The organism is Streptomyces sp. NPDC002754 (genome assembly GCF_053592315.1).
On sequence record NZ_JBSFVM010000009.1, the window covers coordinates 252,768 to 272,033 of the forward strand.

Consider the following 19,266-nt stretch of genomic DNA (forward strand, 5'->3'; position numbering starts at 1 on the left):
CCGGCATGACGAAGGAAACCACCAGTGGGCACCGGGACGAGGACACCGACATGACGACCGCGGCCATCGAGATCCAGGGACTGCACAAGTCCTTCGGCGACCTGGAGGTGCTGCGCGGGGTCGACTTCACCGTCGCGCAGGGCGAGGTGGTCTGCGTCATCGGCCCCTCCGGCTCCGGCAAGTCCACGCTGCTGCGCTGCACCAACCTGCTGGAAGAGCCCACGTCCGGGCGGGTGGTGGTGGCGGGCGCCGACCTCACCGACTCGGACCTCGACATCGACCGCGTACGCCGCCGGATCGGCATGGTCTTCCAGCAGTTCAACCTCTTTCCGCACCTGAACGTCCTGGAGAACCTCACCATCGCGCAGCGCCGGGTCCTCGGACGCGACCGGGCCGACGCGGAGCGGACGGGGCGCGCGAACCTCGAACGCGTCGGCCTCGCCGACAAGGAGACCGCCTTCCCGTCCCAGCTCTCCGGCGGCCAGCAGCAGCGTGTGGCCATCGCCCGCGCCCTGTCGATGGGGCCCGAGCTGATGCTGTTCGACGAGCCGACCAGCGCGCTCGACCCGGAGCTCGTGGGCGACGTGCTCGGCGTGATGCGCTCGCTCGCCGACGAGGGCATGACGATGCTGGTCGTCACCCACGAGATGGGCTTCGCCCGCGAGGTCGCGGACCGCGTCGTGTTCATGGACGACGGCGTGGTCGTCGAGGAGGGCCGCCCGGACGAGGTGCTTGCCAACCCCCGCCACGAGCGCACCCGTTCGTTCCTCGCGCGCGTCGTGAACCCGGGGGACGGGCGGACCGCGGACGCGGAGTCGTAGGGTCGGGCGGTCGGATCAGGCCGTCGGCACCTTGTCGAGGAAGCCCCTGACGTCCTGGATCCGGCCCTCGTCGTCCAGGACCAGGACGTCGAATCCGATCGCCAGCGGCTCGGTACCCTCGGGGCCGAGGCCCCACTGGAACCTCAACTGCCTGTGGTGTGCGTCCACTTCACCGACCGGCGTGAACACGCAGCCGGGGAACTGCTGGTGCACCCCGTCGATCAGGGCGTCGAGCGCGGCGTGCCCCGCCACCTCGGCCAGCGGGTCGGTGTACGTGGCGTCGGACGCCCAGTGCTCGGCGATGAGCTTCGTGCGCTGCTCGCCCTGGGCGTTCCAGGTGGCGAGGTAGGCGTCGGCGGCGTGGTGTGCGGTCATGGTGGAACCTCCGGTGGATCGGGGTGTGTCGGTGTGTCTCGGTGTCACCACTGTGGGCGGGCCGCGGCAGGACCTCCATGACCTGTGAGGTCATGAGGAGTACGCCGGACCGCGGTTACGCTGCCCGCCATGAGCACCCTCGTGGACTCCACCGCCCCGGCGGCCGACCGCACCGTCGGCCCGCTGCTGCGCGGTTGGCGGGAACGGCGCCGCTTCAGCCAGCAGGAGCTGTCCAACCGCTCCGCCGTCTCCACCCGGCACCTCAGCCGCGTGGAGACCGGCAGGGCGCACCCGACGCCCGAGATGATCCTCCACCTGGCCGACCATCTCGACGTCCCGCTGCGCGCCCGCAACCAGCTGCTCCTCGCGGGCGGCTACGCGCCGCACTACCGGGACCGGGACCTGGCGGACGCCTCGCTATCGGTCGTCATGGACGGACTGCGGGGGCTCCTCGACGCCCATATGCCGTACCCGGCACTGTTGTTGGACACCTACTGGGACGTCGTCGACGCCAACGAGGGTGTGGCCACGCTGCTCGAAGGGTGTGCGCCCCGGCTCCTCGAACCCCCGATCAACGTCATCCGGCTGTGCGTGCACGAGGAGGGCCTCGCCCCGCGGATCCGCAACTTCACCCAGTGGGCCTCCCACCTGCACCACCAGCTGGTCCACCGCGCCGAACGCACCCATGACCCACGCCACTTCGCGCTGGCCGAGGAGACGGCGCGGCACCTCGCCTCCGTGCCCCGCACCGCTCCCACCGGCAGCCCCGTCCTCACCCTCGAACTCGACGTGCCGGGCGCCGGACCACTGCGCTTCTTCAGTACCTCCGTGCAGCTCACCACGCCCGCCGACGCCGCCCTGGAGGGGCTGCACCTGGAGACGTTCCTGCCGGCGGACGACGCGACGCGTCGCCGTTTCGCAAAGAACTCGCAGGCGCACGGGCCCAGTTGATAGGACTGGCGGATGATCGAGGAGAACCCGACGGACGAACTCGGCCCACTGGAACGCCTCCTGGCGGAACGCTCCTGCGAGCGACTGATCCTGGAACTCGTGCGCCGCCTCGACCTCGGGGACCCGGGCACGGTCTGCGAGCTCTTCACCCCCGACGGCGTCTGGGCATGGCCCTACGACAACCGGAGGATCGAGGGCCGACAGGCCCTTCGCGCCTACTTCGACGGCCGCCCGGCCGACCGCCTCTCCCGGCGGATGTGCACGAACATCCTGGTCACCGTCGACACGCCGGACACCGCAACCGCCACCACATACTTCGCCACCTACCGGGTCGACGGCTGCACCGGCGACACGATCGTCCCTGCCCGGCCACCCGCGAACATCGGCCACTACGAGGACACCTTCCGCAGGCTGGACGGCCGCTGGCTGATGGCGAGCCGGACCCTGGTCCTCCCCTTCGGTGGACCGACGGAACATGTGGGCGGGGCCGACCGGGCGCGGTGAGCCGCGTGCCCGAGGTCACGCGTACGCCCCCGTGGTCGGCGGACCACGGGGGCGTACGGCCGTCCGCTCAGACCGAGCGGTGGTACTGGTCCGGCACGTGGCTCTGCGCGCCCAGCTCGCGCGCCGCGTGGCGGGCGAAGGACGGGTCGCGGAGGAGCTCGCGGCCGAGGAGGACCGCGTCGGCCTCACCGTTGGCGAGGATCTTCTCGGCCTGCTCGACCTCGGTGATGAGGCCGACCGCTGCGGCCGGGACCCCGGCCTCGTTACGGACGCGGGCCGCGAAGGGAACCTGGTAGCCGGGGCCGAGCGGGATGCGGACGCCCGCCGCGTTGCCACCGGTCGATACGTCGATCAGGTCCACGCCGTGGGTCTTCAGCTCGGCGGCGAACCGGACGGTGTCGTCGCCCGTCCAGCCCTCCTCGCCGTCCAGCCAGTCGGTCGCGGAGATACGGAAGAGCAGCGGCAGCTCCTCGGGCCACACCTCGCGGACCGCGTCCACGACCTCGAGGGCGAACCGGGTGCGGTTCTCGTAGGAGCCGCCGTACTCGTCGGTGCGCTTGTTGGAGTGCGGGGAGAGGAACTCGCCGATGAGGTAGCCGTGCGCGCCGTGCAGCTCGATGACCTGGAAACCGGCGTCAAGGGAGCGGCGGGCGGCGTCGACGAACTGCTGGACGATCTCCTTGATGCCGTCCACGGTCAGCTCGGCCGGGACCGGGTGCTGCTCGTCGAAGGCAACCGCACTCGGGGCGACGGCCTCCCAGCCGTACGCGTCCGGCCCCACCGGCGCGCCACCCTTCCAGGGCTGATCGGTCGACGCCTTGCGGCCGGCATGACCGAGCTGGATGCCCGGCACCGTGTTCTGCGTCTTCAGGAACGATGTGATCCGGCGGAACGCCTCGACCTGCGCGTCGTTCCAGATCCCGAGGTCCTGCGGGGAGATCCGGCCCTCGGGGGAGACGGCCGTCGCCTCGACGATGATCAGGCCGGTGCCGCCCGCGGCGCGCGCCCCGTAGTGCTGGAAGTGCCAGTCGTTCGGCGCACCGGTGAGCGGACCCTCGGGAGCCGCGCTGTACTGGCACATCGGCGGCATCCACACACGGTTGGGGATGGTCACGGACCGCAGGGTGTAGGGCTCGAACAGTGCGCTCACGGCGGACTCCATTCGGTGTGGATCGCGGAATTGCCTCGCGGATGGCGGCGAGGACCTCGTTAGTACGATAGCCGCCGTAGTACGGCAGATGTCAAACTACGATGATTCTCGTACAATGGCCGTGACGCACCGCACGCATCCAGCCACCCGCGCCGCAAAAGGGGAGTCGTCCATGACGACCGCAGCACCGCACATCGGGACCGCCGCCGGCGGCCGCACGCTCGCGCACCCCGACCGCACGGACATCCGGCTCGAAGCGGTGCTGCACGCGCTGTCCGACCCGATGCGGCTCGCCGTCGTCCGGGAGATGGCGGCCTCGGCGGAGGCCGAGCTGTCCTGTTCGGCCTTCGACCTGCCCGTCAGCAAGTCGACCACCACGCACCACTTCCGTGTGCTGCGCGAGGCCGGAGTGATCGAGCAGGTCTACCGGGGGACCGCCAAGCTCAACGGCCTGCGCCGGGCCGACCTGGACACACTCTTCCCCGGCCTCCTCGACGCCGTCCTCGACGCGGCCGCCCGGCAGGAGGGCCGGCTCGACGGGCGCTGAAACGAGGCCGATGGGCGCTGAACGGGACCGGCGGGCGCTGAACGGGGCTGGCTGGCGTTGCCTACGAACCCCGCGCCGCGCCCAACAGGCCGTCCCAGTCCGGGATCTTCACCGAGCCCCGCCCGAGCCCCCGCCCCAACTCCGCCTCGGCCCGCTCGATCGCCCGCCACCCGTCCCACCGCACGGGCCGCGCCCCGGCCGCGATCAGCCCGCTCAGCGGATCCCGCGTGGTGCCTACGAGGGCGGGGTCCGCGAGCGCGGCGGCGTCGTCCAGGAGTGAGGTGACCGTCTCCTTGGCGCAGGGGCGGTTGGTGCCGATCACGCCGGTCGGGCCGCGCTTGATCCACCCGGCGACGTACTCGCCCGGCGTCACCCGCGCGTCCCGCAGCACCCGCCCCGCCGCATGCGGCACGGTGCCGCTCCTCTCGTCGAACGGCAGGCCCTCCAGCGGCACTCCGCGATAGCCCACCGACCGCAGCACCAGCTCCGCCCCGATCTCCTCGAAGTCACCCGTGCCGGTCACGCCCCCGTGTCCGTCGGGCCGCGTCCGCTCGAAGCGCACCCCGGCCACCCGGCCGTCGCCGCCCGCGAGCACCTCGGTAGGCCGCAGGTAGAAGCGCAGATGGATCCGGCGCCGCGTACGCCGTGGTGGCTCGGCGGCCCAGCTGCGCAGCACCTCCACGTTGCGCCGCTGAGCGGCGGGCAGCGCGGAGGGGTCGTCGTACGCCGGGTCGAGCGTCAACTCGCGCTCATCGACCCGTACTTGCGTGTCCGGAAGGCCGCCCAGCTCGCGCAGTTCCTTCGTGGTGAAACGGGCCTGCGAGGGGCCGCGCCGACCCACCATGTGCACGTCCCGGACCTCGCTCGCGGCGAGTGTGTCGAGCGCGGCGCCCGGCATGTCCGTGGGCAGGAGTTCGGCGGCGCCGCGGGCCAGCATCCGGGTCACGTCCACCGACACATTGCCCACGCCGATGGCGACGGCCGTGTGCACGCCCCGTACGAAGCCGCCGTCGACCGCGTCCGGGTGGGCGCTGTACCAGGCCACGAAGTCGGTCGCCGACCAACTGCCCGGCAGGTCCTCGCCCGGCAACCCGAGCCGCCGGTCGGCCGCCGCGCCCACGCAGTACACCACCGCGTCGTACAGCTCCAGGAGCTTCGCGGGCGGCAGGGCCCGGCCGATCTCCACGCCGCCGAGGAAGCGGACCCGCTCGTCCTCCAGGACCGCGCGCAGATTGTTCTGCAACGACTTGATCTTCTCGTGGTCCGGTGCGACGCCGTAGCGCACGAGCCCGTACGGGCAGGGGAGCCGGTCGAGCACATCGACGCGGATGTCCGGAACGCGATCCTGCCCCACGAGGCCCTGCGCGGTGTAGACCCCGCTCGGACCCGAGCCGACGACGGCGATGTGCGGCACGGGAGGCTCCCTCCGCCGGGGTGCTGATGTGTCTCAGCATGACACCGGGAGGCCCGGTGGGGGAGAGGGCGCGGCGGCGCTCAGGACATGTCGCGCATCCGCTCGATCTCGCTGGTCTGCTGCGCGATCACATCGTCGGCCATCTCTTCGACCTGCACGTTGTTCCCGCCGCTCTTGACCTCCGTGGCCATCGTCACGGCCCCCTGGTGATGCGTGATCATCAGCTTCAGGAACAGCTCGTCGAACGCCTTGCCGCTGGCCGCCTTCAACTTCTTCAGCTGTGCCTCCGTCGCCATCCCCGGCATCGCGTCGTGCGCGTGGTGGCCCTCGGGTGCGGTGTCGCGACCGTACTTCTGCAACCAGCCGCGCATCGTCTCGATCTCCGGCCCCTGCGCGGCGGTGATCCGCTCGGCGAGCCCCTTGACCTGCTCCGACTCGGCCTGTTTCGGGGCCAGTCGGGTCATCTTCAGGGCCTGCTCGTGGTGCGGGATCATCATCTGCGCGTAGGTCACGTCGGCGGAGTTCGGGGTGTCGTCCGACCCGCGCTGTTTCGCGTCCTTGGCCGACAAGGTCTCGGCCGCGTCGCCCGGTTTGCCCGGCGCGATGACCGAAGGTCCGTCGGACGGGCGGGAGTTGGACCCACCGGCCTCGTCCGAGCCCCCCGAGTCGCATCCGGTCAATGCCAGCGCCGACACCGCCGCCAGCGCGGCGGCAGCAACTTTCATGACGATTGCGTTGCCACCTATTGATCTGTGCATGAGGAAGACGATACTCGGGGAGATCCGTGAATCGTTCACGTACGAGCGAAGTCACCGTCACTCAAGGAGACAACAGTGACCCTGTACTCCCCCCGAACACGGCGCAGACGCCTGGGAGTTGCCACCGCGGCGGCCGGACTCCTCGCGGCGCTGCTCGCCGCGGGCCCCGTCTCGGCGACGCCCGACCCGGGCGACAAGTCGTCGGCTCCCAAGAGCGTTTCAAAGAGCACCGAGACCGAGGTCGAGAAGGCGATATCCGCCGGCGACATACCCGGCCAGGACGAGATCGTCCACTCCGACAACATCCAGCACGTCACCAACATCCCCAAGGACGCGCTGCCCGGCACCAACTCGGACCTCGCCTTCCAGGGCAAGTACGCCTTCGCCGGGAACTACGACGGGTTCCGCGTCTTCGACATCAGCAACCCGAAGGCGCCGAAGACGGTCGCCCAGGTGCTGTGTCCCGGCTCCCAGAACGACGTCTCCGTCTCCGGGAACCTGCTGTTCCTCTCCACGGACAGCTCCCGCAGCGACGACTCCTGCGCCTCCACCACCCAGCCGGCGACCGAGAAGTCGTCCTGGGAGGGCATGAAGGTCTTCGACATCAGCGACAAGGCGAACCCGAAGTACGTCTCCGCCGTCGAGACCTCGTGCGGCTCGCACACGCACACCCTGGTGCCCGAGAAGAAGAACGTCTACGTGTACGTCTCCTCGTACTCGCCGAGCGCGACGTTCCCGGACTGCCAGCCGCCGCACGACGGCATCTCGGTCATCAAGGTGCCCCGCAAGGCGCCGCAGAAGGCTGCCGTGGTGAACTTCCCGGTCCTCTTCCCCGGTGAGGGCGAGGACGGCGGCGGCAACCCCGGCGCGCCCACCAACCCGGGCGTCTCCAAGACCACCGGCTGCCACGACATCACGGTCCTGCCCTCCAAGGACCTCGCGGCGGGCGCCTGCATGGGCGACGGCATCCTGTTCTCCATCAAGGACCCGGCGAACCCGAAGGTCATCGACCAGGTCCAGGACAACGTCAACTTCGCGTTCTGGCACTCGGCGACCTTCAACCAGAAGGCCAACAAGGTCGTCTTCACCGACGAGCTGGGCGGCGGTGGCGCGGCCACCTGCAACGCGGAGATCGGCCCGGACCGCGGCGCCGACGGCATCTACGACATCACCGGCAAGGGCGACAAGCGCAAGCTCGTCTTCAAGAGCTACTTCAAGATCCCGCGCCACCAGGCCGACACCGAGAACTGTGTCGCGCACAACGGCTCGCTGATCCCGGTCAAGGGCAAGGACCTCATGGTGCAGGCCTGGTACCAGGGCGGCGTCTCCGTCTGGGACTTCACCGACTCCGCGAAGCCCAAGGAGATCGGCTACTTCGAGCGCGGCCCGCTCACCACGGACAAGATGACGACGGGCGGCTCCTGGTCGGCGTACTACTACAACGGGTACGTCTACTCGAACGACATCGCGAAGGGCTTCGACGTCCTGAAGATCAAGGACGCCAGGACCGACCCGGCCGCCAAGATCCGGCTGGGCGAGCTCAACGTCCAGACCCAGCCGGACTACTTCGGCTGACCGGTCCGCTCACCGTTGACGGCCGGTGACAGCGGCTCGAAGTAGCGCGAGAAATCGGCCGGTCTGCCGTGGGCGGGGCTCCCGTCGGACGACGCGTCATCCTCGTCGTCCGGCGGGAAACCCCACTGCCACTCCAGTTCGTAGCGGCGGAACAGCTCGGCGCGCATCGGGGCGAGCCGCATCGGCACCCCGGGCACCAGCATCGAGAACACGGCGCCCATCAGCACGGCGCGCAGCATCGGATAGCCCGTGTCGACATCGAGCGTCCCGTGCCGTACGACGGTGTCGCGCAGCAGCGCCGCGAGCCGCTGCTGCTCCGGGCACTGCACAAAGCCCTCGGCCTGCAGGATCCCCGCCATGTGCGTGCGCATGAGGACGGGTTGGTCGCGGACGAGGCCGAGGATCGCGTCGATCGCGCGGGCCAGCCGCTCGTCCCCGCTCTCCGTCCTGGGCTCGCGCTCCAGGGTCTCCTCGAGCGTCCGGTGCATCAGCCGGTGCACGGCGGACTGCAGCAACTGCCGCTTGCCCGGGAAGTAGTACGAGACCAGACCGCGCGCCGAACGGGCGCGGTCCGCGATGTCGCCGAGCGTCGTCGCCTCGTACCCGCGCTCCCCGACGAGCTCCAACGTCGCCTGCAGGAGCCGTTCGCGGGAACGTCGGCGCAACTCCTCATTGACCGATGCGCTGCGGGGGGACATTCTTGACTCCTGCGTTGACTGGCTAGGAGCCAACTATACTCAGCGCTTCCCGGCCACCGGCCTGTTGGGTGTGGTGTGCGCGGGAGGGCCGGCTGCATTTGGGCGACGCGGGGGATCGTCCAAATGCAGCCGCGTCACGTGCGGGGTCGTCAGGTGTCGGCGCTTCAGGTGTCGCCGCTTCACGTGAAGCCGGTTCAGATCAGGCCGAGCACCGGTCGCAACCCGTCCGGCCGGGTCTCGGCCGGCAGATGGTCCACGAAGTGCACCGCACAGCCCAGCTCCGCGGCCCCGCCGTCCGCGTGCCGGTCGTCGCCCACCATCAGCGCGTCACCGGGCGCCACGCCCAACTCCTCGCAGGCAGCGGCGAACAGCCGCGGATCCGGCTTCGTCACGCCGTGCCGGTACGACAGGACGTAAGCGTCGACGTACTGGTCGAGGTCGTGTCCGACGAAGACGGGGCGCGGGTCCCAGCCGATGTTGCTGACCACGGCCACCGGGACACCGCGCTCGCGCAGACCGGCGAGCACCTCACGGGCGTCCGGGTAGGGCTGCCAGGCGGCGGGCGTCATGTGCCGGTCGTACAGGGCGTCGTAGAGCCGCTCGTCGGGCAGCGGGACCTCGCGGGCCAGGCCCGTGTACGCGGCGCGGTGCCGCGTAGCGTCGACGTCGCGTACGGCGACGAGCTCGGCGAGGTGTTCGGGGACGTTCACCTGATGCGTGCTGCCGCCGGGCAGCGCCCCCGCCGCCTCCAGGCCCTCGGCCGCCCGCGTGAACTCCTCGTCCGGCAGCACGAGTTCGCTCTCGTCGAGTACGGCGCGCAGCCAGGATTCAGTGGACTCGATCCGGAAGAGCGTCCCGGAGAAGTCGAACAGCACGGCTTTGATCGTCATGCCGTCGATCCTCCGACGTGCCGAACGCACAGGTCAAGCGCGGGCGTTGGGAGCGACCCACTTCCCGTACGCCGCCGTGGACACGACCACCGTCAGCGCCCCGAGCAGCCAGCCGGCCAGCACGTCCGACGGCCAGTGCACCCCCAGCCACAGCCGGGTGAGGCCGACGCCGAGCACCGACACCACGGCGAGCGCGAGCGCGGTGCGCCACAGCGTGCGCCCGGCCCCGTACCGCCGCAGCAGCCACAGGACGAGCGCGCACACCACGGTCGCCGTCATCGCGTGCCCGGAGGGGAACGCGGCATAGTGCGCCGAGTCCACCGGCTCGCGCCACACGGGGCGCGGCCGGTCGACGGCCGCCTTCAGGCCCTGTTGCAGCAGCGTGCCGACCAGGCAGGTGGCCGCCACCCAGCCCGCGAGCAGCCAGTCCCGCAGGCGCCATACGAGGACCAGCACGATCACCGCGCACAGGAGCCGCATCGTCCAGGGGTCCCATACCCAGTCGGTGAGGACGCGGTTGACGTGCGTGACACCGGGATCGGCGAGGGCCCGTCCGTGCAGCGAGCCGGCGACGTCCCGGTCGAGGTCCATGAGCGGGCCCCACCGGAACGCCACAAGGACGAGCAGGAGGGCGGAGGGCAGGGCCAGTGCGGCGGTGGTGAGCGCGAGGACGGGGCGGGGGCGTCGGGGCGGGGAGTCGAGCCGTACCGGGTGCATGGGGACGATCCTCGCTCATCGGGCGCCGCGCGTGCCATCCCGGTGGGCGGTGCGGCGTGGTGCTACCCCAGTGCTCGCAGGGCGGGGACGAAGGTGACCAGGAGGGGAACCAGCGGGACCAGCGCCGCGGCCGCCGTGAGGCGCAGCCGGTGCGCAGGCGTCAGGCGCGAGGGCGGCGCGAGCAGCCGGTGCACGCGCTGCGGGACCTGCGCGTGCGGCGTCGGGCAGGGGCCGAACACTCCCCGGTCCTCATTGAGTTCGACCAGCGCGAGCGCGATGCTCATGCGGCCGAAGCGGCGCGACGCGACGTCGTCCGCCGCCAGCTCGACCAGTCGGTGCATCTCGTTCCGGAACGAGGCGAAGACCGGCACCTGCGGAAAGCCGGAGGCCAGCGCGCCCGAACAGTGCAGCAGCCAGTCGTGCCGCCACCGCGCGTGACCCGTCTCGTGCGCGAGCACCGCGTCCAGTTGGCGGCCCTTCAGGCGCTGCAACGCGGCCGTGGTGATGATCAATTGGGGCGTCGACCCCGACATCCACCAGGCGTCCGGGCGCTTGCCCTCCAGGATGACGAGGCGATCGGGGCCCGGCTCCTCGCCGGGCAACAGCGGTGCGCGCTCCAGGAGTTCGGCCCGCCTGGCGCGCCGCCGCGCCCGTGCGTTGCGCACCTCGCGCACCAGCATCGCCGCCGTCCACGCCCCGCCCAGGGCGAGCGTCACGGCGACGGTCGCCGCCCACGGCCCCGCGGCGCGCAGCGCGTACGCGTCCACGACCCCGTGCGGCGCCGCCGCGAACACATGCCCGCGCACGGCGCCCCAGGCGGCCGCCGCGCTCAACGTCATCGACAGGGCGCAGCACAGCAACACACCCGCCACCACGCACTGCCACGCCCACAGCGCGACGATCGGCTCCCGCTCCGTCCAGTCCGCGCGCGCGAGCAACCTCGGCGCGACCAGGGCGGCAAGGGCGCCGAGTAGCAACAGTGCTACGGGGACCGTCATGTCCGTCACCTTATGAGGCGAGCGCTACCCACGGGTATGACCTGGCGCGTCAAGTGACGCACGCCACGGTTTCGTTGATCGGCCCGCTACATGTCAGCGGCATCGGCCCGCTACATCGTGAGCAGCATCGCCAGCATCCCGATCCCCATCGAAAGCCGGCACGCACGCGCCAGTTCCGGGCGGTCGCCCCAGCCGCCGGTGGCTACCGCCGGGCCGGTTGCCGTCGTGGCCGTCGTGGCCGGAACGAGGCGGGCGCCCGACCACAGGACGTAGACCGTGAAGTAGAGGAGGAGGGCGCCCGTGAGGACCGGGGCGCCGGCCCCGCCGTGGTGCGCGTGGGCCGCGGGGCGGACGGCCATCGCCACCGCCATGTACGCCATGGCGAACGTGCCCACCAGGTGATGCAGGTGATGGGTGCCCGTCCGGGAGGTCCACAGGGCGTGCAGCGCGGCGGCCCCGAACACGGCCGCGTACAGCAGCCACGCCCAGTGCGGGGGCGTGAGCACCGCCGCCGGGACCGCCATCAGCGCCATCCCGAATCCCATCAGGGCCTCGCCGCCGGCCGTGCGGCGCTGCTCCTCGACGTCGCTGCGCAGGCGCAGCAGGCAGTACGCGCCGGTCGCCGCGCACAGTGCGACCAGCAGCCAGGCGGCCGAGAGCGGTCCGTGCACCGGGTCCCCCATCGTGTCCGTCTCGTCGTCGGTGTCCGTCAGGGAGATGCCCAGGCGCGCAGGGGCGTATGGCGGCGCAGAGGAGCACGGATGGTCGCGCGCGAGAAATGTGCATCTGAACACTCGACATCGTTTACGGGTAAAATACCTGCTAAGGTTTTCTTATGAGCAGCACACCCCCGTCACTTCGCACCCCCGCCGTCCATCGCCTCCCGCTCGCCGGAGTGCTGCGCCTCAACAAGCCGTCGGACGTCTGGTTCAAGCCCGCGACCAGCGTGGTCGTCGCCACCGCGATACCGAACGTGACACTGCTCGCCCTGGGCCGCCTTGACCTCGCCATGTACACGATGGCGGGCAGCCTGTGCGCCCTGTACGGGCACAACCTCCCGTACGCGGCACGCGCGCGTGCCCTCGCGTGGGTGGTCGCCGGGATGGTCGCGAGCATCGTCGTCGCCATGGTCTCCGCCTCGCTCACCTCGTCCGCGGCCGTCCTCGTCGCCGTCGGCGCGCTGCTCGCCGCCGCGCAGAAGGGGCTGTGCGACGCCACCCGGATCGGACCCCCCGGCAACCTCATCTTCACGTTCATCAGCTCCGCGATGCTGTTCGCGCCGCAGATCATCGGGCAGGTGCCCGGGCATCTCGCGCTGACGCTGGCCGCCGGAGCCGTCTCCTGGATCGTGGGCATGGCCCCCGCCCTCGTCCGCCCCCACGGGCCCGAGCGCCGCGCCACCGCCCGCGCGCTGAACGCCGCCGCCGCGTACGTCGAGCGGCCCGAGCACGCGCCCGCACGTGGCGCCGCGGCCGCGGCCGTGCACGCCGCGTGGCAGTCGCTGCTCGCCACCGGGGCGCGCACCGAGGCGCGGCGCGCCCTGGAGCGGCTCGTGCTGCGCGCCGAGGTCGCCATCGCCGCCCCCGGCGACACCGACGCGGACCGGCTGCGCGCCTGGGCGGGCGGTCTGCGAGGCGGGGGCTCGGTGCCGCGGCCCGCCCGGATCGCCGGGATGGACGACGAGCTCCTCGGCATCGAGGCCGAGCTCGCGGGCGGCAAGCCCTCGTTGTGGCGGCGGATCGGCCCCGGCTCGCCGCTGCTGCCCATCGTCCTGCGTACGTTCATCGGCTGCGCCCTCGCCGGATACGGTTCGCTCGCCCTCGGTTTCGGCCGCCCCTACTGGGCCCTGGTCACCGCCGCCTCGATCTACCAGGCCAACCTCACGCTGTCCTGGAAGCGTGGCGTACAGCGCGTCGTCGGCAACGTCGGGGGCGTGCTCGTATTCGCCGCGGTCGTCCCGCTCGCCCATGCCAGCCTGCTCGCCCTCGTCGTGCTCTGCCTCGCCTGCGCCTTCGGCGCCGAGGCGTTCATGGCCCGCAACTACTGGCTCGGCAGCCTGTGCGTGACGCCGATGGCGCTCCTGGTCACCGAGTTCGCCCGCTACCAGGAGCCCGGTGAGCTGATCGGCGACCGCATCGTCGAAACCCTCGTCGGTGCCGTACTCGGCATCGTCGCGGCCATCGCCGTCACCAACCGGCGCGCCACCGACGGCATCGAGCAGGCACTCACCACCAGCGACACCGCCCGCGAGGCCGCCGAGCGCACCCTCGCGCTGCCCGCCCCCGGCCACGCCGCGCTGGAGACGGCCCGCCGCGGCCTCGCCGCCGCCCTCGTCGAACTGCGCGCCGCCGCCGACGCCGCGGCCGGCGAGTGGTGGCAGCGCGCCCTGCCCGAGGAACGGGTGCTCGCCACCGAGCAGTCCGGGCACCGTACGCTCGCGGCCACGGTGCGCCGGCAGGCGGCCCGGACGGGCGTCGCCGCCTCCCCGAGTGGTGCGGGCACCCAGCAGTAGCGGATAGTGGCGGACGCACAGCGTTCGGCCCATGAGGAAGGTCCGGTCAGGCAGGCATGAGTACGCAGCAAGGCGCGGCGGCAACGGCGCCGCTCGACATCGTGTCGTCGGTCGTACGGCAGTGGCAGGCCGTACGCCCCGACATCGACACCGGCCCCATGGAGATCATCGGGCGCATCAACCGGTGCGCCGCACTGCTCCAGCAGGCCGAGGACGCGCCGCTGCGGCACGCGGGCCTGACCAGGGCCGAGTTCGACCTGCTCGGCACGTTGCGCAGGACCGGCCGCGAACTCACCCCCGGCGACCTCGCCCGCGAGACCTTCGCCTCCGGCGCCGCCGTCACCAAGCGCCTCAAGCAGCTCCAGGAACGCGGCCTCGTCTCCCGCCGCGGCGACACCCGCGACCGCCGCGTCTCCCATCTGAGCCTGACCGACGAGGGCCGGGCCCTCGTCGACGAGATCCTGCCGAGCCAACTCGCGTACGAGGGGGCGGTCCTTTCGGGCCTCGGCGAGGGGAAGGACGCACAACTCAGCGGCCTGCTGGGGGAGTTGCTGCTCCAGCTGGAGGGGCGGCTGGGGAGCGGGCCGCACTCAAGCCTGTCCGCGCGCTGAGGTAGGTGCCTGCACGGTCAGCGCGGCACCGTCGCTCCCTCGATGCCGTACTCCTCGCGGCGGCCGCACATGCCCAGGCCGCCGTGGCGGGTGGGCGTCGCGGTGTGGGTGGTCGACGCGGCCAGGTAGCCGTCGGCGTCGCCCTTTTCCAGGGCGTCGAGTTGGGCGCCCGTGCGCTCGGCCGTGGCCAGGGCGCCGGTGCGCCACAGCTCGCGCCAGGCCGCGACGCGCGGGCGGACCAGGGCGGCGGCCGCCCGCTGGAAGGTGCGGAGCGGTTCCGCGTCGCCCGCGGAGAGGGCTTCGCGCAGCGGCAGATACCCCTCGACCGCGAGGTCCCGACGACGGCGCGCGGCCGCCTCCGCCTCGGGGCCCGCCGGGCCGGGAAGTGCGGCCGCGGCCGCGTACTTGTCCGGGTCGGCCAGATACTCCGGCGGGAACGTGAACACCGCGTCGCCCGCCTCCGGAAGCCCACTGTTCTGCATCAGGACCGTGATCCGCAGATCCTCGCCCTGCACCATGCGGTGCACCGTGCCCGGCTCGAACCACGCGAGCGAACCCGCCTCCAGGGGTGTGTCGCGGTAGCCGTCCGGGCTCAGCGTCTGCACCGCGCCGCGCCCGCCCGTCACGACGTACGCCTCCGTGCACACCAGGTGCAGATGCGGGCTGCCGCCACAGACGCCGTCCGCCGCCTGCCAGTCGTACGCGGAGATGTGCGAGAGGCCGATCCCGCCGGGCAGCGGCCGGTCGAGGCTCACCACGCCAGCTCCTTCAGGCGGCCGGCCACCCGCTCCTCGTCCCAGGCGCCGTCCGCGACCACGATCCGGTACCGATAGCGGAACGTCTCGCCCGGCGGCAACGCGAACTCCTCGAAGAACGCCCAGGAGAACGCGACCGTCGGAATCGGCTCCGAGCGCACGAACCAGTGCGAGGCGTGGATCGCCCCGGCATTCTCCGGGGCGTGCTCGAACACCAGCGTGGAGTGCGCGTCGACGTCGTCGTGCTCCCCGGTGAACGCCAGCCACGGGCCCTGCGTCCCCATCAACTCGCTGTCGGAGGCGTCCCCTCGGGGCCCGAAGACCTTGCCGCCCGTGAAGTCGCGCGGCCCGCGCCACTGAAGACCCGTGTAGCCGGCCATCTCGCGCCCCGCCGTGGTCGGCGAGCCGAAGCGCAGGGCCTCGCCGTCGGCGCGGGTGTTCGTCAGCTCGATCGACCAGTCGACGGCGTACGAACCGGACTCCGGATCCACGGAGTGCACCCGCACGCCGCGCCGCTCGCGGGCCCACTCGTCGCCGCCGTTCTCGATCCAGGACAGGCGCTCGGTGAGGCTCAGCTCGTCGCCACCGGCCTCGACGGCGTCGAAGCCGTCGTGCCGCATCGAGCCGATCCGGTCGTGCAGGGGGAGGTAACCCTCGCCGTGGACATAGCAGTTGCCGCCCCAGAAGTTCTGCCCCGAGAGGTGACTGGCCGTCATCTGCAGGCCCTTGTGCCAGCGGTGGTCATTGGGCCGGTAGCCCGAGACCAGGTTGCCGGACAGGGTGCGCAGCGGATGCACGTACGGCTTGCGGGCCTCGAAGGCGTCCGGGTCCGGCTTGTAGACGTAGGAGAAGAGGTCGGCGCCGGTGGCCGCGGAGCGCACCACGACGCGGTCGCCGAGGAGGTGGTCGACCTGAAGGCTGTTCCCGATGTCGCTGCTCACTGCTGCGGAACTCACTGCTTCGGGCTCCAATCCGGGTGGCCGCCGTGCATCGCGGCGTAGAACGGGTCGCCGGGACCGATCTCACCGGCCGCGACCGTGGCACCGGTGAACGCCGACTTGTACAGCGCGGCGGCGAACTCCAGCGTGCTGCGGGCGCTCTGTCCGCTGCCGGGCGGGCGGGCGCCGGCGTCGTACGCGTCGAGCAGCGCGGTCAGCTGCGCGGTGTGTGAACTGGGTACGTCGGCGGTGGGCGCGGGCGGCTGCTGGCTGCCGGGGGCCGGGGTGTAGCGCCAGTCGTCGTTGCCGTGTCCGTACAGGTGGGTCAGCTCGACGGTGGCCTTCTCGCAGTCGATGCGGATGCGGCTCGTCTCGTCGGGCGAGAGCACGGAGTTGACGACCGTACCGAGGGCGCCGTCCTTGAAGCGGACGAGCGCGGTCGACACGTCCTCGCTCTCCGTGTCGTGCACCAGCCGGGCCGCCATCGCCCGGATCTCGGTCCACTCACCGAGCAGATGCAGCATCAGGTCGTACTGGTGGATGCCGTGGCCCATGACGGGGCCGCCGCCCTCACTGGCCCACTTACCGCGCCACGGAACTTCGTAATAGGCGGCGTCGCGGTACCAGGTCGTCTGACAGTGGGCGACGAGCGGGCGGCCGAGCGCGCCCCCGGTCAGCAGCGAGCGGGCGTGCACCGCGCCCGAGCCGTAGCGGTGCTGGAAGACGACGGACGCGTAGGCGCCACTGGCTTCCTCGGCGGCGGCGATCTCGTCGTACTCGGCGAGGGAGAGGGTGAGCGGCTTCTCGCACAGCACCCAGGCGCCGGACTTGAGGGCCGCGACGGTCTGTTCGCGGTGGAACACCGGCGGGGTGCCGATGAGAACGAGATCGGGCCGCGCCTCTTCGAGCATCGCGGTCAGGTCGGTGTGCACGGAGACGTCCGCGAACCCGGCCTCCGCGGCCTGGGCGCGGAATCCGTCGAGGCGGCTCTGGTCCACGTCGACGGCGGCGACGAGTTCGACGCGGTCGCGCAGGGAGGTGAGGGCGGGCAGGTGGCTGCCGGTGACGATCGCGCCGGTGCCGACGACGGCGGCACGCAGGCGGGATCCCTGGCGGGCGGGGCTTGGCATGCGGGGTCCTCGCGGAGAGCTGTCGGAGGGGAAAGCGCTTTCCGTTACGTCGACCCTAAGCGGGGCGCGCGGGTCCGGACAAGGGGTGCCGGGGAGTTGGGCCCGCCGGGCCGAGACCTCGGCATCGTCCGCCCGCCACCAGGCGGACGATGCCGAGGAGGCCGCGGCCACCTATGCCGTGGGCTACGTCGCGCGCCCCATCGGTGCCGCGGTGCTCGGCCACTGGGGAGACCAGAAGGGCCGCAAGAACGTCATGGTCCTGGCCATGTTCCTGACGGGCCTTTCCCGGTTCGGGTGGCCCAGAAGGCAGCGGTGGGGTCAGCTGAGGGGAAGTTCCGGCTTCTCCGGGGTCATCGAGCGGCCGTCGACCCGCGCCGCGATCACCTCGTGGAGCTCCTCGGCGGAGAGATACGCGTCGGTCATCTCGAAGTCCCTGAGCGTCGCGGGACGGTTCCGCTGGAAGCCGGTGCGGACGAAGTCGTCGCCCGCGACCGCGTTGAGGGCCCAGTTGGCCGCTGTGCGGAACCGCGCCGTCATGGTGCGCAGCGCGCCGATGTGGTAGCCGCGCGCCACGACCTGGGCGGGCAGCCCGGTCAGCTGGATGCCCAGCGGCTTCGACACCGCCTGGATGCCGCCCAGGTCGACGACGAGGCCGAGGTCCTTGTGGCGGTAGGGCTCCAGCGGGATGCCGCGCACCGAGGCGAGGATGTTGCGGGCCGCCGCCCAGCCCTGCCGCATCGCGTGCTGCGCGGTCGGCGGGCACATCGCGTCGCCGCCCTTGACGAGGTCGGGCACGGCGGCCGCGTCGCCGAGCGCGAAGACCCCGTCGAGCCCGGGCACGGTCAGTTCGGGCGTCACCACGAGCCGGCCGCGGTTGGTCTCCGAACCGAGGGTCGCCACGAGTGGGCTGGGCGCGACACCGGCCGTCCAGATCAGCGTGTGGCAGGGCAGCTCGCGCCCGTCGGTGAGCGTCACCGTGTCCTCCGTGACGCTCGCCACCGACACCCCGAGCGAGACGTGCAGCCCGCGCCGCTCCAGGATGTCCATCGCCTTGTCGCCGAGCCGCTCGCCCAGCTCCGGCATGAGCTTGGGTGCCACGTCGACCAGGTGCCACTTGATGAGCTTCGGGTCGAGCCCGGGGTAGCGCTTGACCGCCGCGGTCGTCAGGCGCTGCAGATACGCCGCCGTCTCCGTGCCCGCGTAGCCGCCGCCGACCACGACGAACTGCAGGCGCGCCTCGCGCTCGGCGGGGTCGGAGCTTGCCGCCGCCAGGTCCAGCTGCGTGATCACGTGGTCGCGGATCCAGGCCGCCTCGGCGAGCGTCTTCACGCCGACCGCGTACTTGTCCAGGCCCGGGATGTCGAACTGGCGCGTCACACTGCCCGGCGTGAGCACCAGGTAGTCGTAGTGCTCGACACTGACCTCACCGTTTATCTTCCGTACGACGACGGCCTTCGCCTGCGGGTCGACGCCGATCGCGCCGCCCGGCACGATCTGGGTGCGCCGCAGCATCCTGCGCAGCGGCACCGCCACGGACTGCGGGGTGAGCACGCCGGAGGCCACGTGCGGAAGCAGTGGCAGATACAGCTGGTGCGCGGTGGGGCTGATGAGCCGCAGCACCGCCTCTCCGGGCTTGAGCTCCTTCTCCAGCTTGTGCGCGCACTCCATACCGGCGAATCCCGCGCCGATGATCAGGATCCGGGGGACGGACGACGTACGGGAAGCGCTGGTGTTCCGCGGAGTGGTCATGTCGGATCTCTCCTGGGGTGGGCTGCGTGGCACCGGTGAGGCGTCGTTGATCCCTGCGTATCCGGATTCGGCACGCCCGAATCCCGAACTCCCGCCATCCTCCGTCCCGGGCCGGGCCACCGCACGCGATCGGGGCACGGAACCAGACTCCTCACCCGCGCCCCGCCGCGTCA

The 19,266-nt window shown here is 71.7% G+C and carries 20 protein-coding genes; 7 read left to right on the forward strand and 13 right to left on the reverse strand.

What is annotated here, in order from left to right; genetic code table 11:
• Window positions 1–5 precede the first annotated feature (5 nt).
• A complete protein-coding gene (locus ACWD2L_RS21070; RefSeq protein WP_351330604.1) occupies window positions 6–821 on the forward strand; it encodes an amino acid ABC transporter ATP-binding protein in 816 nt (271 codons plus the stop codon).
• 15 nt (window positions 822–836) lie between these two features.
• On the opposite strand, the gene ACWD2L_RS21075 is transcribed toward ACWD2L_RS21070, so the two are convergent.
• Window positions 837–1,196 (reverse strand): nuclear transport factor 2 family protein, encoded by a 360-nt coding sequence (locus ACWD2L_RS21075; RefSeq protein ID WP_351330602.1) that lies wholly within the window; start codon window positions 1,194–1,196, stop codon window positions 837–839.
• A gap of 129 nt (window positions 1,197–1,325) precedes the next feature.
• Here ACWD2L_RS21075 and ACWD2L_RS21080 point away from each other — a divergent pair, with 129 nt between their 5' ends.
• Window positions 1,326–2,147 (forward strand): helix-turn-helix domain-containing protein, encoded by an 822-nt coding sequence (locus ACWD2L_RS21080; protein WP_351330600.1) that lies wholly within the window; start codon window positions 1,326–1,328, stop codon window positions 2,145–2,147.
• A gap of 12 nt (window positions 2,148–2,159) precedes the next feature.
• Window positions 2,160–2,651, forward strand: a complete 492-nt coding sequence (locus tag ACWD2L_RS21085) for a nuclear transport factor 2 family protein (protein WP_351330598.1) — start codon at window positions 2,160–2,162, stop codon at window positions 2,649–2,651.
• Window positions 2,652–2,718: 67 nt separating this feature from the next.
• Here ACWD2L_RS21085 and ACWD2L_RS21090 read toward each other — a convergent pair whose 3' ends face one another.
• Window positions 2,719–3,801 carry an NADH:flavin oxidoreductase/NADH oxidase gene (locus ACWD2L_RS21090; protein WP_351330597.1) on the reverse strand — a complete coding sequence of 361 codons (1,083 nt, stop codon included), beginning with the start codon at window positions 3,799–3,801 and terminating at the stop codon, window positions 2,719–2,721.
• Between the two features lie 172 nt (window positions 3,802–3,973).
• On the opposite strand from ACWD2L_RS21090, the gene ACWD2L_RS21095 reads away from it, so the two are divergent.
• Window positions 3,974–4,348: an ArsR/SmtB family transcription factor gene (locus ACWD2L_RS21095; protein WP_351330595.1), complete on the forward strand. Its 375-nt coding sequence runs from the start codon at window positions 3,974–3,976 to the stop codon at window positions 4,346–4,348.
• 61 nt (window positions 4,349–4,409) lie between these two features.
• On the opposite strand, the gene ACWD2L_RS21100 is transcribed toward ACWD2L_RS21095, so the two are convergent.
• On the reverse strand, window positions 4,410–5,762 hold the full coding sequence (locus tag ACWD2L_RS21100) for a ferredoxin--NADP reductase domain-containing protein (RefSeq protein WP_351330594.1): 1,353 nt from the start codon (window positions 5,760–5,762) through the stop codon (window positions 4,410–4,412).
• A gap of 80 nt (window positions 5,763–5,842) precedes the next feature.
• The gene (locus ACWD2L_RS21105) at window positions 5,843–6,487 is read right to left on the reverse strand and encodes a DUF305 domain-containing protein (protein WP_451190488.1); all 645 of its coding nucleotides are present in this window, start codon (window positions 6,485–6,487) and stop codon (window positions 5,843–5,845) included.
• Between the two features lie 108 nt (window positions 6,488–6,595).
• Here ACWD2L_RS21105 and ACWD2L_RS21110 point away from each other — a divergent pair, with 108 nt between their 5' ends.
• Window positions 6,596–8,095, forward strand: coding sequence for an LVIVD repeat-containing protein (locus ACWD2L_RS21110; RefSeq protein WP_351330590.1), 1,500 nt, complete (start codon window positions 6,596–6,598; stop codon window positions 8,093–8,095).
• Here ACWD2L_RS21110 and ACWD2L_RS21115 read toward each other — a convergent pair.
• The 5 genes from ACWD2L_RS21115 to ACWD2L_RS21135 form a co-directional block, all read right to left on the reverse strand.
• On the reverse strand, window positions 8,083–8,793 hold the full coding sequence (locus ACWD2L_RS21115; protein WP_351330588.1) for a TetR/AcrR family transcriptional regulator: 711 nt from the start codon (window positions 8,791–8,793) through the stop codon (window positions 8,083–8,085). The genes ACWD2L_RS21110 and ACWD2L_RS21115 overlap by 13 nt on opposite strands.
• A gap of 194 nt (window positions 8,794–8,987) precedes the next feature.
• Entirely contained in the window at window positions 8,988–9,683 is a 696-nt protein-coding gene (locus tag ACWD2L_RS21120) for an HAD family hydrolase (protein WP_351330586.1), read from the reverse strand.
• 33 nt (window positions 9,684–9,716) lie between these two features.
• Window positions 9,717–10,400, reverse strand: coding sequence for a phosphatase PAP2 family protein (locus ACWD2L_RS21125; RefSeq protein ID WP_351330585.1), 684 nt, complete (start codon window positions 10,398–10,400; stop codon window positions 9,717–9,719).
• Window positions 10,401–10,462: 62 nt separating this feature from the next.
• Window positions 10,463–11,398, reverse strand: a complete 936-nt coding sequence (locus ACWD2L_RS21130) for a M56 family metallopeptidase (RefSeq protein ID WP_351330584.1) — start codon at window positions 11,396–11,398, stop codon at window positions 10,463–10,465.
• Between the two features lie 110 nt (window positions 11,399–11,508).
• Complete coding sequence (locus ACWD2L_RS21135; protein WP_351330583.1) at window positions 11,509–12,069, reverse strand: DUF5134 domain-containing protein; 561 nt, start codon at window positions 12,067–12,069, stop codon at window positions 11,509–11,511.
• Between the two features lie 164 nt (window positions 12,070–12,233).
• Here ACWD2L_RS21135 and ACWD2L_RS21140 point away from each other — a divergent pair, with 164 nt between their 5' ends.
• Window positions 12,234–13,910 (forward strand): FUSC family protein, encoded by a 1,677-nt coding sequence (locus ACWD2L_RS21140; RefSeq protein WP_351330581.1) that lies wholly within the window; start codon window positions 12,234–12,236, stop codon window positions 13,908–13,910.
• 56 nt (window positions 13,911–13,966) lie between these two features.
• Window positions 13,967–14,521 (forward strand): MarR family winged helix-turn-helix transcriptional regulator, encoded by a 555-nt coding sequence (locus ACWD2L_RS21145; RefSeq protein WP_351330579.1) that lies wholly within the window; start codon window positions 13,967–13,969, stop codon window positions 14,519–14,521.
• A gap of 17 nt (window positions 14,522–14,538) precedes the next feature.
• Here the strand turns inward: ACWD2L_RS21145 and ACWD2L_RS21150 are convergent, their stop codons facing one another.
• The 4 genes from ACWD2L_RS21150 to ACWD2L_RS21165 form a co-directional block, all read right to left on the reverse strand.
• Window positions 14,539–15,279, reverse strand: a complete 741-nt coding sequence (locus tag ACWD2L_RS21150) for a cupin domain-containing protein (RefSeq protein WP_351330577.1) — start codon at window positions 15,277–15,279, stop codon at window positions 14,539–14,541.
• Complete coding sequence (locus tag ACWD2L_RS21155; RefSeq protein ID WP_351330576.1) at window positions 15,273–16,232, reverse strand: DUF6807 domain-containing protein; 960 nt, start codon at window positions 16,230–16,232, stop codon at window positions 15,273–15,275. The genes ACWD2L_RS21150 and ACWD2L_RS21155 overlap by 7 nt, the downstream gene beginning before the upstream one ends.
• Window positions 16,229–17,344: a Gfo/Idh/MocA family protein gene (locus ACWD2L_RS21160; protein ID WP_351330575.1), complete on the reverse strand. Its 1,116-nt coding sequence runs from the start codon at window positions 17,342–17,344 to the stop codon at window positions 16,229–16,231. Before ACWD2L_RS21160 ends, ACWD2L_RS21155 begins: the two co-directional genes overlap by 4 nt.
• A 318-nt stretch (window positions 17,345–17,662) precedes the next feature.
• Window positions 17,663–19,093 carry an NAD(P)/FAD-dependent oxidoreductase gene (locus ACWD2L_RS21165; RefSeq protein WP_351330573.1) on the reverse strand — a complete coding sequence of 477 codons (1,431 nt, stop codon included), beginning with the start codon at window positions 19,091–19,093 and terminating at the stop codon, window positions 17,663–17,665.
• Window positions 19,094–19,266 lie beyond the last annotated feature (173 nt).

What these genes read in the sequence shown, in the direction of transcription:
- ACWD2L_RS21085 (WP_351330598.1), top strand. Translation starts at nt 2,160, where the DNA reads ATGATCGAGGAGAACCCGACGGACGAACTCGGCCCACTGGAACGCCTC.
- ACWD2L_RS21115 (WP_351330588.1), bottom strand. Translation starts at nt 8,793, where the DNA reads ATGTCCCCCCGCAGCGCATCGGTCAATGAGGAGTTGCGCCGACGTTCC.
- ACWD2L_RS21120 (WP_351330586.1), bottom strand. Translation starts at nt 9,683, where the DNA reads ATGACGATCAAAGCCGTGCTGTTCGACTTCTCCGGGACGCTCTTCCGG.
- ACWD2L_RS21095 (WP_351330595.1), top strand. Translation starts at nt 3,974, where the DNA reads ATGACGACCGCAGCACCGCACATCGGGACCGCCGCCGGCGGCCGCACG.
- ACWD2L_RS21125 (WP_351330585.1), bottom strand. Translation starts at nt 10,400, where the DNA reads ATGCACCCGGTACGGCTCGACTCCCCGCCCCGACGCCCCCGCCCCGTC.
- ACWD2L_RS21130 (WP_351330584.1), bottom strand. Translation starts at nt 11,398, where the DNA reads ATGACGGTCCCCGTAGCACTGTTGCTACTCGGCGCCCTTGCCGCCCTG.
- ACWD2L_RS21080 (WP_351330600.1), top strand. Translation starts at nt 1,326, where the DNA reads ATGAGCACCCTCGTGGACTCCACCGCCCCGGCGGCCGACCGCACCGTC.
- ACWD2L_RS21165 (WP_351330573.1), bottom strand. Translation starts at nt 19,093, where the DNA reads ATGACCACTCCGCGGAACACCAGCGCTTCCCGTACGTCGTCCGTCCCC.
- ACWD2L_RS21145 (WP_351330579.1), top strand. Translation starts at nt 13,967, where the DNA reads ATGAGTACGCAGCAAGGCGCGGCGGCAACGGCGCCGCTCGACATCGTG.
- ACWD2L_RS21105 (WP_451190488.1), bottom strand. Translation starts at nt 6,487, where the DNA reads ATGAAAGTTGCTGCCGCCGCGCTGGCGGCGGTGTCGGCGCTGGCATTG.
- ACWD2L_RS21140 (WP_351330581.1), top strand. Translation starts at nt 12,234, where the DNA reads ATGAGCAGCACACCCCCGTCACTTCGCACCCCCGCCGTCCATCGCCTC.
- ACWD2L_RS21160 (WP_351330575.1), bottom strand. Translation starts at nt 17,344, where the DNA reads ATGCCAAGCCCCGCCCGCCAGGGATCCCGCCTGCGTGCCGCCGTCGTC.
- ACWD2L_RS21070 (WP_351330604.1), top strand. Translation starts at nt 6, where the DNA reads ATGACGAAGGAAACCACCAGTGGGCACCGGGACGAGGACACCGACATG.
- ACWD2L_RS21075 (WP_351330602.1), bottom strand. Translation starts at nt 1,196, where the DNA reads ATGACCGCACACCACGCCGCCGACGCCTACCTCGCCACCTGGAACGCC.